This is a genomic window from Bacillus sp. FSL K6-4563 (assembly GCF_038630405.1).
GTDB lineage: Bacteria > Bacillota > Bacilli > Bacillales > Bacillaceae > Bacillus > Bacillus pumilus.
This window is the reverse complement of sequence record NZ_CP152030.1, coordinates 711,021-727,310: the sequence shown is the minus strand read 5'-3', so window position 1 is coordinate 727,310 and position 16,290 is coordinate 711,021. Positions and strand designations below refer to the sequence as shown.

Sequence of the window (16,290 nt, the reverse complement as noted above, 5' to 3'; positions counted from 1 at the left end):
TCTCCCATCTATTTTCGTTTTAATCTCTGTTTACGGCGGTTCTTCCCATCTGCCATCGCCTGTTTGCGGAGATTAGATGACTCATTGACAGCTTGCTTTTCTTCCTTCACTCCATGTATCTTCTTCAGTTCTGCAGCCAATGACGCAATCGTTGGATGACTATACATCATGACCACTGGAACCTCTATACCATAAATTGATTTAATATGACCGCTCATCTGCAGTAAATCAAGGGATGTCGCACCCATTTCAAAGAAGTTCTCATTTACATCCGGTTCATGAGGAAAAAAGGAGCTGAGTACATCACTCAATGATCCTTCTAGACGATCATCTATGACCTGCGATATTTGTTGAGACGGCTCTTCTTCCTGCTGCATAAGAGTTAAGCGGTGTTTTATTCTCTCACCCATGTCTCGAACAGAAACAAGAATTTGCGGATAATCTAGACGCAGCACTTCCTGAAAGGCCTTGATTCCTTCATCTGGTGAAATTCCCGCCTGCTCCTCGAGCGTCATCATGTCATTGACTTTGGCCGCTAATGCTGAGTTGTGTGCCATACCGACTTTTTCCCATCGATCCCAGTTTAAAGAAATCACTGGCTTTCCTTCCTGCCTCTTCTCATGAGCAAAGCTGTCCATAAAAGCATTGGAAGCGGCATAAGCCACTTGTCCAGCCGCTCCAAGAAAGGACACTAGGGATGAACAAAGTAAAAAGAAGTCGAGCGTTTCATCCTTGAGTGCTTCATCCAGCACATAGGTCCCGTTGATTTTTGCCTGACACATGCGAATTTCATCGTCTGCTGTTCTTGCTTGGATGATCTTCCCATCTGCCTCTCCTGCCGCATGGATGACACCATGTAAATCACCAAATGATGTATGAGCCAGCTCGACCGCTTTCTGCACAGCGTCTTTATCTGACACATCACCGTGTACAGTTTGTACATCAGCTCCTAACTCTTCAAGAGTCATCAGTTTTTTCACGGTTTCAGCTTCTTTCCCATCCGCATCACGCAGCTCATGCCATGCAGAGCGTTCACGTATTTGTGATCGGCTGAGGAACACAAGTTTTGCTTGATACGTTTCTGCTAAATGTTGAGCTAGTGTGAAACCAATGCCTCCCATACCGCCGGTCAGGAGGTAAACACCATGAGTCCTGATAGGCTGTGTGGACGATTCCTCTTTGCTTAAAGGTGTACTTGAAGCTTTTCGAACCCACCTACTGTTCCCCCGATACGCCACGACTGCCTCTTGATCGTGCATTGCAACCTCATATGAAAGAAATAGCGGCCAGTCCGCCTTTGTTTCCTGACATAAATCAATGTGCTGACACGCAATATGCTGATATTCTTGAGGAATGGTCAGAGCTAATCCAGTACATGTTGCTTGAATAGGATTGACCTTCTCCATCCCGATAACATCATGCGCTTGGTTTGTCACAAGGTGAAGACGGATGGTTGTGTTATGATGCTGACTGATCAGCCTGACGAGATCAAGTACAGATAAGTAGTTCGGCTGATCACCTGTATCTTCTGTTAGTTCATCATGCATCCAGATGATCTCTTCCGGTATAAATCCAGATTGCTGCAGTTCAGCCATCACCCACTCTAAGTGTGACAGCATATGAACGTCAGCCTTCATCACCTGGTCATTTTCTTTGATCGTATGATCACTTTGACAGACGCTGACAACCTCTGCATGCCGCTCTTTCAAATAAGCGGCAATATGACCATTTTTCTCAAAAACCAAGATACGCTTCCCTTGATGATGATGCTCTTTTAGTACAGGTGCAGAGCGCTCCCATACCGGAATGTAAAACCAGTCTTGAAAATCAGCGGAGAGTGTCTCCCCCATTTCTGATGGTGCTAAATTGCTCATCAGCTGATCCGCTTTAAACTGCGGAGAGGGGAATATTTGATGCTCAAATGGATATGTTGGCAGTGACACTCGATATGGGGTCTTTTCTTTTCTGACAGCGCTCCAGTTCGGTTCCACTCCAAAACTCCACAGCTTCCCTATAGCCTTTTTCATATATTCATCATCAGCAGCTTGTTCTTTTGGATGTCTCACCAATGAAACAGCCGCTGCTTTGTTCACATCATAGTCATCATGTCGTCTCACAAATTGAGTCAACGTATGACCTGGTCCCACTTCAATGAAAACCACTTCACCAAGTCCAAGTAACGTCTCTAATCCTTGACTAAATAAAACAGGCTGCCTGATATGAGATGCCCAGTAATCAGGCGATGAGGCTTGCTCATTTGTTAACCAGCTTCCTGTCACATTCGAAAGGATCGGAACCTCGCCCTGCTGATAGGTGATCTCTGAGAGAGCGTTCTTAAACTGTACGGACGCTTCAGCCATCATACTCGTATGAAAGGCGTGAGAGGTTTTCAATGTTTGGACAGAAGCTCCTCTTTTTTCAGCTTGTTCGAGATAGATCTGTAACCGTTCTGGAGGACCGGAAACAACAGATAATTGTGAGCTATTCACCGCAGAAAGCTCGACACCCTCAGGAAGATCATGTTCAATCTCTTCGGCAGAGAGTGACACTCCGGCCATTTCACCCCGAGGCATTTTTTGCATCAAACTGCCTCTTTTTAAAACGATACGGATTGCATCTTCAAGGTGTATGATACCGGCCACGCAGGCAGCTGTTATTTCTCCAATACTATGACCAATGAAATAATGCGGACGTATGCCTAGTCCCATCAGCTTCGATGCGAGCGCATACTCAAAACTAAACAAGATGATTTGTGTATATGATGTTTGCTGCATGAGTTGTTCTGCTTTTATGAACTCTTCTTCGGTTGTTGGATATAACACGTTCTCGATCTCAACACCTGATAAAGATAAAATGATGGCAAAACATTTCTGAAGCGTTTGTTTAAATTCAGGATCTTTCTCATATAAATCCTTGCCCATATTCACATACTGAGCACCTTGTCCAGAAAACATCCAGACAACTGCCGGCTGTTGAAAGGCCTTTTGCGGCTGTCCAGCTGACTGGAATGTGCGGTCAGGCCCTGCAAGAAAAGCTTGTCGATAAGGAAAATGCTTTCGTCCCTCTTGCAGTGTAAAGGCAGCCTCGGATAGTGTGACACGCTTTTGTTCTTTTAAATAAGATGTCATTTGTTCAGCCGATTTTTGAACCGCCTGCTTCGATCTTGCAGAAATCACCATTAGTTCATGATCTCTTTCTACTGACGGTTTGTCGGCGGCGGGTGCCTCTTCCATGATCAGGTGTACATTCGTTCCACCGACTCCAAACGAACTAACTCCAGCACGCAGCGGCTGCCCTGTTTTCATCCATGGTACGGGTGTTGTATTGACATAAAATGGACTTGATTCAAAATCAATTTTCGGATTCGGTTTTTTATAATGAAGGCTAGGCGGCAGCGTCTGATGGTACAGACTAAGCGTTGTCTTGATAAAACCTGCAATCCCTGCGGCTGAGTCAAGATGACCAATATTGGTTTTCACAGACCCAATCGCACAAAACTGTTTTTTATCCGTTTGAAAGGCTTTCTTTAGTGACTCAATTTCAACCGGATCCCCAAGAGTTGTACCTGTGCCATGTGCTTCAATATAAGAAATACTCTCAGCTTCTACACGACTGATGTTAAGTGCCTTTTTAATCACTTCGCTTTGTCCTTCTATACTTGGTGCTGTATAGCCAACCTTCCGCCCGCCGTCATTGTTATAGGCTGAACCTTTAATCACGCCATAGATATGGTCCTTATCTTTTAGTGCCTGCTTTAAAGATTTGAGCACAACAACACCACAGCCCTCACCACCAACAGTGCCTTCTGCCTGTTCATCAAAAGCCCGGCAGTGCCCATCCGGCGACATGATCATCCCCTCTTGATACATGTATCCTTTTTTGTGAGGGGTCGTAATGGTGACGCCGCCTGCGAGAGCCATTTTACATTCCCCGGTAATTAGGGCGCGCGCCGCCATATGAATGGCAGTCAAAGAGGAAGAACAAGCTGTATCAACAGCTACGCTCGGCCCCTTCAAATTCAATTTGTAGGATACTTTTGTGTTCATGAAATCTTTATCTGTTAACTGAACAGCCGCAAATTGTTCAGATGAGTGATTCGTTCTCATCAGCATGGAAGCAGCTTGCCAATATAAATTAGCAGAAGCGGCTCCAAATAAACCAATTGGTTCCTGATAGGTTTCAGGGTTATAGCCTGCATCTTCAAGTGATTCCCACGCCACCTCATGAAACATGCGGATTTGCGGGTCCATTACTTCTGCTTCACGCTGTGAATAACCAAAGAAATCTGCATCAAAATGATCATGCTGATCCACTGCTCCTTTGGCACGTACATATTGCTCATGATCTAATGCCTCTTTCTCAACCCCTGCCTCAAGCAGCTCTTCCTTCGAAAAGAACGTAATGGACTCTCTTCCATTTGCAAGGTTGTCCCAAAAGTGATGAATATTCTTTGCTCCGGGAAAACGGCAGGCCATCCCAACCACTGCAACCTCTAATCCTGTGAACTTACTCATCTATCATCCCGCCTAACAGTTGAGCGGCACTTTCTAAGTCATCCGCTTCATTTTCTCCATCATCTTCGATCTGTTTCTCTTGCCCTGATGCTTTGTTTTTTAATTGAGCAGCTATTTGCGAAACAGTTGTATATTGGAACAGTTCCATTACTGTCAGCTCCTGCTGAAATTCCTCTTTCACTTTATTGGACAGCTCAACGATATTAAAAGAGTTCCCGCCTAAGTCAAAAAACGGTTCATCTATACGAATCTGCGAAGCAGGGACTTGTAAAATAGAGGCGAAAATGCGAACAAGTTTCTGCTCTGTTTCATTATGTGCTTGAATGGTCACTGGCTCTTGATTGTTTGACAGCTGATCTTCTGGATTCGGTAGTGCTTGGATATCCAATTTCCCTGATAGATTCAAAGGAAATTGCTCTATTTGGATGACATGTCTCGGCACCATATAACCTGGTAATCTTTCACTTAAAGACTGACGAAGCGCACGCTGATCTATCACTTGTTTTGCCATCATGTATGCGCAAATGTATTGATCCTGATCCTGCGTTTCCTTAGGAATGACAATGACATCTTGAATCAGTCCTTGCATATGCGGGTCATCAAGAATCGCTCTACGGATTTCCTCTAGCTCAATTCGATATCCCCTAATTTTCACTTGACCGTCGTTTCTCTTGGCAAATTCTAATAAACCATCAAACCGCCATCTTGCAAGATCTCCCGTACCGTATAACATCCCGCTGCTCAGCTCTGGTTTTTTGATAAATTTCTCCTTGCTCAGATCAGGGTGATTGATGTACCCACGACCTACACCATCGCCTGCTATATATAACTCTCCAAAGACGCCAATCGGAACTGGCTCTCCTTGCGCGTCACATATGAAAATATGCTCATTCGGCATCGGCTGCCCAATAGGAATGACTTGTTCGTCCCAGTCTTGGGGAATCAAAAAGGATGATGACTGAACCGTACATTCAGTCGGCCCATACGCATTTATCATGATTGGTTTTTTACCTGATATATGCTGTAAAAATTGATCCATCAGCTCTTTTGTGAACACCTCTCCGCCCACCAGCAACATGTTCAAAGCAGGCAGGTCTTGTTTCGATTGCGCTGCTGCCTTGTTCATCAGCTTCAAGTGAGAGGGGGTCACATCAGACAGCTGAATGTGATGTTCTTGGTAAAACGACCATAACGCATGCCCATCCATACGGACTTCATCTTTGGCAATATGCAGCGTATGCCCGAGGAGCAATGCCGGGAACAATGTTTGAACAGACGCATCAAAAATGTGTGAAGCCAGCATCCCTACTTGCAAAGGATTAGGGAGCAGATCAAAAAAGCGCGTTTTCATTCCATATACCAAATTAATGACATGACGATGTTCGATAACGACACCTTTCGGATGCCCTGTCGTACCTGATGTATACAGGACATACGCCATATCCGAAGGCGAGATAGACCAAGTCATATTCTCTTTTATTGATGGTTCTTGAAGCATGTCTTGAATCACATGGACCTCGACCTCCAATCCTTCGTGTCCTTCTGCATCCGAGACAATAGCTGTAGCGCCGCTGTTTTTGAGCATATACCGAATTCTTTCAATCGGCAGATGAACATCAATCGGTAAATAAGCATAGCCAGCCTTTAAGATGCCAAGAATGGCAATGACAAGTTCAGCAGATCGATACATTCTGAGTCCAACAGGAGCCTCACGTGTTATCTGACTTTGAGACAGTCTAAGCGCAATGCGATCAGATAATTGATCAACCTCTTCATATGTATAGGAGGTGGTGCCAAACACAACAGCCGTTCGTGCTGGATGCAATTGAACTTGTTGTTGAAATAACGACACAATATCACGATCCACTGGATAAGCGAGCGACTCCCCTTGAAACGAATCAAACAGCTGACTTTTCTCTAGATCAGATAAAAATGAGTGTGTGCTCATCGTTTGCTCAGGCGTTTCGAGACATTGCTCTGTGAATCCCATGAAATGATTGGAAAACTGCTCCATCATGTGGTCATCATAAATGGAAGCATCCCAGTGAACTACAGCATGAAGGTGATCTTGTTCTTTCTTCCAAACAATAAGCACATCCGCATGCAGCTGCTCTCTGTCAGCTTGCCCATGCAATGTCTCAAATGCACATGCCAGATTGACACGCTTCTTGTCTTCTCCTGCTGAATGCCAAAGCTCATCCATTAAAATATAAACAGGATAGTTTTGATGACGCACTGCCTCCTGAAACGATTGTTTCACTGCCTCTAGCCCTGCGCTAAAGCTCATATGAGGCTCAATCTCTGCCTTCAGCGGCAGCATATGATTGATGGCGGATTGATTAGCAGACTGTTCCATTGTAGGAACAGTCACCATCAACTCAGTTTTTCCGCTATAACGTTGAAGCAAGCCAAAAGCTGCTGTGGTTAGCACGATAAACAGGCGCAAATCAGAATCTCCACATAATTGCTTTAACGAATGATTCATAGCCACAGGGAAGGACGAATGAAGCGATCGGTTCATTGCAGCAGGCTTGGCATGTGAAACCGTATGAGGAATGCGGCCATCAAGCTGGACACCTGATAAGATCGATGTCCAGTAGGCTCTTTCTAACGCCCTTTCCTTCGCCGCTGCTTTCAGTTGAAAATCATCATGTTCAATCACTCTTCCATTCACCTCTTTACTTATATTTTCAAGTCATCTAATTCGAAAAGAGATACGTCATCTAATTGCTTGAATGAAGAAGTCAGTTCGATCTCCTCTATTCTTACAGCATCTACTGAAACAGCCCTCATGATGTCTTTCAGCAAGCCCGCAATCTGCTCGATGGTTTCCTCTGTGAAAAGCTCAGTATTATATTCAATCGTTGAAGAAAGACCGTCTTCCTGCTCATACGCAATCCAGAGTAAATCAAAGCGTGACGTTCCTGTCTCATACGGATAATCACTAAAGGTTAAACCGCCTACCTTCAGTTCTGGCTGATTCATATTTTGCAAGGCGAACACAGCATCAAACAATAGATTCCGGCTGACACTCCGGCTTAACTGGAGGTCTTGAACCATTTGTTCATATTGATAGTCTTGATGTCCGAAATCATCGATGACATGTGCTTTCACATCCTGCAGGAATTGCTGGTACGTCAGTTCTGCTTTAGGATATAAACGAAGTGGCAGCATATTGACAAAAATACCGATCACTTGCTGCAGCTCCTCTTGTTTTCTCCCTGCTACCGGAACCCCGACCGTGATATCTGATTGTCCGCTTAATTTATGAAGTAAAATCTGATATACACTTAACAAGCCCATAAACAGTGTGGCGTCTTCCTTTAAAATCACCTGCTTAAACGCGTTCAGCTCCGCTTCTTCTATACGGAACGTATAATGTCCGCCGCGGAATTGTCTCACTTCTGGCCGATCGAAATCTGTTGGCAGATCAAGTAGCGGGGCACTTTCTAACCGGTTTTTCCAGTAATCACTCGATTCTTTCATTGCTTCTGATGCAAGCATGTCATTTTGCCATTCTGAAAAATCTTTATATTGCAGAGCAAGAGGCTCGAGCGTCCTGCCGTCATATAACTGCATAAAGTCATTGACCAAAATATCTTGAGAAAGACCGTCTGAGATAATGTGGTGCATGTCCAGCATGAGTACGAATTCCTCATCTGCCAGCTTCATCACACCGACTCTCATCAATGGAGCTTCACTTAACGTAAAGGCAGTCAAAAATTGTTCAATCACTTGTTTTTGCTCTTCCTCAGATCCTTGTGTTGATCCGTTAGTGAGGTCAAACAATGTGACTGCAAAAGGTACCTCTTCTTCAATCTTTTGATAAGGGACGCCATTCTCTAGTACAAACGCTGTCCGCAAACTTTCGTGTCTCTTAATGAGCTGCTGAAATGCCCATTCCAACCTGCTAATATCGAGTTTCCCTTTGATTCGTCCCGCTTTAAACTCGTTGTATCCTGTGCTGTTTACATCCATTTGCTGCATGAGATACAACCGTTTTTGCGCAGACGACAGAGGATAATGCTCCTTCACTTCGGCTTTTTCAATCGCATGATAAGCAGCAGTATCTGCTTGATCGATATATGCTGCCATTAATCGTATCGTAGGGATTTGGAAAAATTGTGGCAGCGTCAGCTCTACACTAAATGCACGATGAATGATACCAATGAAGGTAATCGCCTTTAGAGAATCTCCACCCATTTCAAAGAAATGATCATCTATGCCAATTCCATCAATCTTAAAGAATGCTTGCCAATGTTGACTTAATGCCTTCTCCAGCTCCGTTTCTGGTGCCGCATAATTCGTGGAAAGCGCTGGTCGAGAATACAGGTTGCCATCTTGTTCATGCTCTCCGCCGCTCTCTTCCTTAAGGGATAAACGGTCTACATATCGGTGAATACGATCATGTAAAGATGTTGTTGAAATAACCATTTGTTCCACTTGATCCAGCGAAAGCAATCGTTCAAAGATCATTCTTCCTTCTTTTTCTGTAATTAACGTTTCGGTGACATCATCTCCGATTGGAAGATCAAGCTGCTTCCCTTGCTCAAATTCCCAGCCGTCAAAGCTAATGACAGACCACTGTGTTTCTGAACGTAGATTGCGTTCATACACGTACGCATCGATGAAATGATTCACAGCTGTATAGGCTGTAAAACCGAGTCCGCCCAAGATCGGTGACAAAGATGACAGGACAAAACAGAAATCAAGGGATCGATCACTTAAGGCAGCATCAAGATGAAGCACACCATTCATCTTCGCTTCAAAATGCGGCTCCGAAAAAGTGACATCTGTTTGCTCCATCACCTGGAAAGATTGGTCGCCTGTCACTCCAGCTGCATAGATCACGCCATCGATCTGCCCATATGATGCATCCACTGTGTTGAACAATTGCTGGATATCTTCCTTGTGACGAACGTCTACTTTCTGAATGAGAACATCTGCACCTGTCTCTTCCAGCGCCATTACCCTTTGGATTTTTTTCTTTGTTGGATCCTGTTCATCATGCGCAGACAGCCATTCTTGCCACTTGCTTCTATCAGGGAGTCCAGATCTGCTCGTTAAGATCAATGTTCCCTTCGTTTGCTCGGCCAAAGTCTGGGCGATATTCAATCCAATAAACCCAAGTCCGCCAATTAAAATGTATACACCATCTTTTTTAGCCAAATGAGCCTGTCCTGTTTCAGGAACTGAACTATTCGCATACTTTTTCACATATCGCTTATTTCGTCGATAGACCGTGAGAAGCTGTCCATACGCTCGATCTAGCTCATCGCTTATTTGCTTTAGCAATCTCTTTTCTTGAACCCCATTTTCCACTGGGCGATCAATATCAAGAATGCGGTAGCGTAAGTTCGGTGTTTCCTGTGAAATCACCATCGCAGGTCCTAGATGGATCGCTTTTTCAGGATAAAGTACAGGCTCACCGCCAACGGCATACGTCAATGAGGAAAGAACTGTAATCGATACCTTTTGGTCCAACACATATTTTTTCAGTGCCTGGCCGATATAAAGCAAGGAGTAATAAGCATCTTGCTGCGTTTGCTTCACCCATTCTTCTTCCGTGTGAGATAGCTGTCGTTCTGAAAGCCCCCATAGATGACATACTTTCGACACGTTGATTTCATCATCTGCCAGATTTGACATGAGCCTTTCATAATCAGATGGCTCATGAGACCGAATGGTATAGCTTTTTTTGTCATGCTTCGTAAATTCATTTCCTTTACGAACCACTACGGACTCGTTCCGTTTCGTCAGGAGCTCAGCCGCAATCTTCTCTCCAAAAGCAGATGGATCTGCAAACAAAAGCAAGGCTCCGCCAGACGTATCTTCTGATGGCACGCAAGGTAAAAGATCCGCTTCCCAATGAGGGGTATAGAACCATTCATCCATTTGCTGCTTTCGTCCAGACTGCTTTGGTTTTTCTTGTTTCACACGATCTGCTGCATCATACCAATAGGAAGTTTGATCAAATGCATACGTTGGCAGCGGCATTTTCCGCGGCTGACGGTTTAGATGGAACCTGTCCCAATCAATGGATAATCCGTTTGTCCATAAACGTCCGATTTGACCAAGTAAAAATTCAGTATCCGTCACATCTTGTTTTGCATGTCTTAACACATGACATACATGCTGGTTCAGGCCGTTCAGCGACCGGTTGACCATCACGCTTAAATCTTGTCCTGGACCAATCTCAATTAATTGAATATTGTCCTCTTGTAAAATATTTGTGATGCCTTCAGCAAAGCGAACTGTATCGGTCATATGCCTTTTCCAATAAGACATATCCTTCGCACTCGTATCTGTCATCCAATCTCCTGACAGATTCGAAATGAATGGAATACGAAGCGACTTGGCGTTAATATGCGTTAATTTTTCTCCGAATTGCTCCGCTGCCTCCTTCATGACATGTGAGTGGGCGGCAATGGTTCCACCTAACCGCATACACATCAATCTGTTGCTTTTCAGCTCTTGTTCAAATTCACTTATCGCCTCTTCTAGACCTGACACGATACATGATGAATCATTGACAACTGCGAGAGAAATATCGTTTGGAAGCATCGGTTTTAGCTCTGCCTCAGGTAATGGAACACTCATCATGACACCAGCTGGTGACGACTGCATCGCATTCGCACGATAGGCAACCATGGACATTGCGTCCTTTAAGCTGAATAGCCCTGATATAGCAGCTGCCGTTAATTCGCCAAAGCTATAGCCGATCATTGCATCAGGGCGAATGCCCCATTCAATGAAAAGCATGGATAAGGCATATTCAATGGCAAAAATGGCTGGCTGTGCATATTGAGTACTTGCCAATTGTTCACGTGCCTTTTCTGTTTCAGCCGCTAGTGGGTACAGAATACGGGCAAGACTTCGCCCCGTTGCTTCTTCATATGCTTGAAAACAAGCATCCATTTGCTTCTTAAAGTAAGGCTCTTCCCGGTACAAATCTAATCCCATATTGAGATATTGATTGCCTTGTCCAGAAAACATAAAAATAATCTTTTGTTTTTCCACATGCGAATGCATGAGCTTTCCAATTCCCTTGCCTTGCTTTTCTGTTAATACGCGCAAAGCATCTTCTCTGCTTGCCGCAACAAATGTCTGACGGAAACCAAAGGATTGTCTTCCTGTTTGCAGGGTATAAGCTGCGTCTGCCAAATTGATAGAAGGCGTGTTTTCTATTTGGCTTGCGAGTTTGTCTTTCATTCGTTCCAAGCTCGTTTTGCTCTTTGCTGAAAGAACAAGCAGCTCAGCAGAACGAGGTATTTGCTGACGATCTCTTTGTGGTGCTTCTTCTAAAATGACATGTGCATTCGTTCCACCCATTCCAAATGAGCTCACCCCAGCCCGCCGCAAATGGGAAGCTGGCTGCTTCCAGTCGGTCAGGTCAGTGTTGACAAAGAAAGGGCTATGTTCAAATGCAATGTTTTCATTGGCTTTTTTGAAGTGTAGACTAGGTACAAACGTGTGATGCTGAAGCGAAAGCACAGCTTTGATCAAGCCAGCTGCTCCTGCCGCTGCATCTAAATGTCCAATATTTGTTTTCACAGACCCAATGCGGCAAAATTGTTTTTTCTCTGTGTCGAAAGCCTTTGTGAGCGCCTCTATTTCAATCGGATCACCAAGTGATGTGCCAGTTCCATGTGTTTCCACATATTCAATCGTATCTGGTGAAACATCTGCTTGATGCAGGGCATCCTGAATGACACGTGTCTGTCCTTCGACGCTCGGAGCATTGAAACCAACCTTTTGATCACCATCATTGTTGATGGCAGAGCCCTTAATAACCGCATAAATATGGTCACCATCTTCTATGGCTTCACTAAGTGCTTTTAAAGCAACAAGACCAACACCATCTCCGCCAACAGTTCCATCTGCTTGATCATCAAAGGCGCGGCAGTGGCCATCGCTTGATTTCACCATGTTCTGTTGATAAACGTAGCCTGATTTCACTGGGTGCAGGATCGACACACCTCCCGCAAGAGCTACATCTGAATCACCATTTGCAATGGATTGACAGGCCAAATGCAAGGCGACCAAGGAAGTTGAACAAGCGGTTTGCAGCGTAAGCGCCGGTCCTTTCAAATTCAATTTATGGGCAATTCTTGTACTGACGGTATACGTATCATTGAGTGAACCCACTTCAAACAGCTCTGACATGCTGCTATCAAGGGAAGCGGCAAAACGCTGAATCCATTGGAAGTTCGAAGTGGACCCAGTAAACAACCCGACCTTCCCCGTATAATCTTCTTGTACATACCCCGCATCTTCCAGCGCCTTATAGGCGTATTCATGCAGGAGACGTATTTGAGGATCCATCATTTCTGCCTGACCTGGCGAATAGCCGAAGAAGGATGCATCAAATAAATCAGGTCCATCAATGACACCCTTTGCCCTCACATAATCGGATCGCTCGAAGGTTTGGCGGTCAATACCAGCTTCAAGCAGTTCTTCATCGGAAAAGAAGGAAATTGATTCTTCTCCATTCTTCAAATTTCGCCAAAATGCCTCAACATTTTTCGCACCTGGGAATTTACCAGCCATTCCAATAATGGCAATCGGCTCATTGGCTTTTCTTGTCTTTTGTTTTACAGGCTGCGCGCCTGCCGCTGCCTGCTCTGAATCGCCGCTTAAATATGCGGCAAGCTCTCTAATCGTTGGACGCCGGAACATTTCGACCATTGGAATGCTTTGATTCAATTGCTTAGCGAGCTGTTGATTGACGTGGATCAAATTGAGTGAATGCCCGCCAATGTCAAAGAATTTGTCATGGACACTTACCTCATCTAAGCCGAGGACTTTTTTCCAAATGTCTTGAATGACTTTCTCCGTATCAGAAAGATGGTCAGAGCCCGCCTGTTTTTTCGTTTGCTGCGCCTGTTTCAAAGCAGGTAAAGCTCGTTTATCTAGTTTGCCATTGGCAGTCAGCGGCATATCGTCCAATTGAACAAAGTGAGTTGGGATCATATAATCCGGCAGCTGATCAGCCAACGCTTGTTTTATTGCCGCTTGATCAAGTATGGCTGTCGTGACAACATATGCGGCCAAACATGGTGTACCAGAAACATCTGGCTTTACAACAACAGCTGCTGCTTTTATTCCTGGCTGTTCATTCAACCAAAATTCAATCTCACCAGTTTCAATCCGGTAGCCTCTCAGCTTCACTTGATCATCATTTCGACCTAAAAATTGAATGAGCCCATTAGGGAGAATGCGGGCTGCATCACCTGTTTTATAAATTTTTTCACCCGGCTGGAAAGGATGGTCGACAAACCTTTCTTCGGTCAGTTCTGGGCGATTCAAATAGCCTTTTGCGACACCTTTTCCGCCAATATATAATTCACCGACGGCTCCTTCCGGCATGAGATTCATATGTCTGTCAAACAGAAGAATATCTGTATGCTGTGCAGGCTTTCCAATCGGTACATACACGTCCTGATCAAGGTCCTGGTCATATCGATGAATCATGCAGCCAACGACCGTTTCAGTTGGTCCATATTCATTCACAATTTCAATTGGCTGCGGGAAGGACTGCTGAATAGATTTCGCTAAAGATGTTTCCAGCTGTTCTCCGCCTAAAATGAAACATTTCATTTGGCTGTCTGGGAAAGACAAATGCTTAATAAACTGTAAATGAGATGGTGTCAGTTTCATCACATGTACGCGATTGTCTTTTATGATGTCTTCGACAAGCAGCTGCCGGTTTTCATGGTGATAAATCATGATGGTATTTCCTGAAATGAGCGGCGTGAAAATAGAAGTAACCGTCAGGTCAAAGGACAGTGAAGTATACAAAGCAAAATGCCTTGTTTCTCCTCGAACATATACTTGCTTTGCCCAATCAATATAGTTGGCTAAGCCAAGATGATGAATGAGTACACCCTTTGGTCTTCCGGTCGTTCCTGATGTATAAATGCAGTAGGCTGTTTGGTCTGAGGTGATGGCTTCTGCCAAGTTGTCTGATGGTCCGGTGTATAGATCCGGCTGTGTGATATCAATTTTTTCTCCATGATAGGCATAGGTGAGCCCTTTCATTGGATGGGTTAAGAGCCATTCTACTCCGCTGTCTTCTAATAGATATTCTATTCGTTCCTGCGGATATTCAGGATCAATCGGCACGTAAGCACCGCCAGCTTTTAAGATCGCTAAGCATGCTATCACCATTTCAATGGAATGCTCTACTAAAATGCCGACACGCTGCTCCTGTTTGACCCCTTTGTTTTGTAAATAATGTGCGAGCTGGTTCACTCTCTTATTGAGTTGTTCATATGTAACCGTCGTATCGCCAAACTCAACTGCGGCTGCCGCTGGCGTTCGCTCTACTTGTTCTTCAAATAGGTCAATCACGGTTGGCTCATTGCTAGATGTTGCTCCGCCATATTGCTTGAAGACCGCTAACTGCTTTTCTTTCTCTTTTTCTGATAGCAGCTGTAGTTGAGCAGCAGATTTATGCGGATGTGCACATGCATCAGACAGGAGATGAAGAAAATGCTGACACCACTTTTCGATTTGTTCAGCTGAAAAGGTGACGGGGTTATACACCAATGAAAAGTGCAGCTGATCATCAAACGCCTGAACACTAAGCGTGAGATCGAATTCTGTCTGCTCAGTCATCTCAAATCCACGAATACGAATTGGCTGATCGTTTTTCGTGAGCATTTGATCTAGTGGATAGTTTTCAATGACGACGATTGAATCAAATAATGATTGCTCTGCAGTCATTCCCGCATATTTCTTTAAGTCAGATAGCGGGGTATGTTCATATTCATTTCTTACAGCGATCTCACGGCTCACTTCCTGCATCTGTTCAAGAATTGGCCGCTCTTGTTCGAATGAGACCCGCAGCGGTAATGTGTTAATGAACAATCCAGTCATCTTTTCAATATGAGGGACATCCGCATTTCTCCCTGATACTGTTGTCCCAAAGACAATATCATCTTGGTTCGCATACTTAGATAGCAAAACTCCCCACAGCGTATACATCACAGATGCCAGCGTCACGTCATATTGATTTGTGAATTTGCTCAAGCTCTCCGCAATGGAAGTATCCACTTGATGTTCATATTGATGAAACACTTCTGAAGGTTCATATGCGCCGCTTGACTTCGGAAGCAGTTCTGCATAACTCCATCCGTTGAAAACATTTTTCCAATAGGCGGCTTGTGCTTCTGTCTGTTGAAGGTTTTTCTGCTGCCATTTAACAAAGGATTGGTAGGACGGTCTTTGTTCCAGAAGAGGTTTGTCCCCATTCGATAAGCGCTCATATGCACTCATCCAATCGCTTAATACAATCCCTAGGCTCCAGCCGTCCAATAAAATGTGATGGAAGCTAATGAGAACCCAGCTGACTTCATCATTCACTTCACATAACGTCAGGCGGAATGGGACTTCATGCAGATCAAAGCGTTCTTCTCGGTTCTGTGCCGTCACCTCTTCTTTCAGCACATGAAGAGGCTCCTTCGCTTGCGTGAAATCACGATATCGAATGTCTGGCTGATGCTCCTTCAGCACAATTTGTACTGGTTTTGCGAGTTCCTGCCATCTGAACAATGTTCTAAGCATTTCATGCTGTTTGGTGACATTCGTCCATGATTGTTCAAAAATGTCTCGATCTATTGGTCCGTCTATTTCGATCAGCAGTTGTTCAAAATAAGCTGTTCCGTTCGGTTCCATTAAATGATGAAACAGCAGTCCTTCTTGGATCGTAGTGATAGCTAACATATTTTCAATGTTCTGTTTATCCAGCTTCTGCGGCTGTAAAGCCATGGGA

3 protein-coding genes are annotated in these 16,290 nt (G+C 44.4%); all 3 read right to left on the bottom strand.

Annotated elements, in window-relative coordinates:
- Window positions 1-8: 8 nt before the first annotated feature.
- Genes MHH54_RS03520 through MHH54_RS03510 form a run of 3 tightly spaced genes read right to left on the bottom strand, consistent with a single transcriptional unit; the run spans window position 9 to window position 16,286 of the window.
- Complete coding sequence (locus MHH54_RS03520) at window positions 9-4,514, bottom strand: type I polyketide synthase (protein ID WP_342500693.1); 4,506 nt, start codon at window positions 4,512-4,514, stop codon at window positions 9-11.
- Entirely contained in the window at window positions 4,507-7,176 is a 2,670-nt protein-coding gene (locus MHH54_RS03515) for a non-ribosomal peptide synthetase (RefSeq protein ID WP_342500692.1), read from the bottom strand. The genes MHH54_RS03520 and MHH54_RS03515 overlap by 8 nt, the downstream gene beginning before the upstream one ends.
- Window positions 7,177-7,196: 20 nt before the next feature.
- Window positions 7,197-16,286 carry an amino acid adenylation domain-containing protein gene (locus tag MHH54_RS03510; RefSeq protein WP_342500691.1) on the bottom strand — a complete coding sequence of 3,030 codons (9,090 nt, stop codon included), beginning with the start codon at window positions 16,284-16,286 and terminating at the stop codon, window positions 7,197-7,199.
- Window positions 16,287-16,290 lie beyond the last annotated feature (4 nt).

Bases quoted from the DNA above. Each gene is read 5' to 3' on its own strand.
- MHH54_RS03520 (WP_342500693.1), bottom strand. From the start codon at position 4,514: ATGAGTAAGTTCACAGGATTAGAGGTTGCAGTGGTTGGGATGGCCTGC.
- MHH54_RS03510 (WP_342500691.1), bottom strand. From the start codon at position 16,286: ATGGCTTTACAGCCGCAGAAGCTGGATAAACAGAACATTGAAAATATG.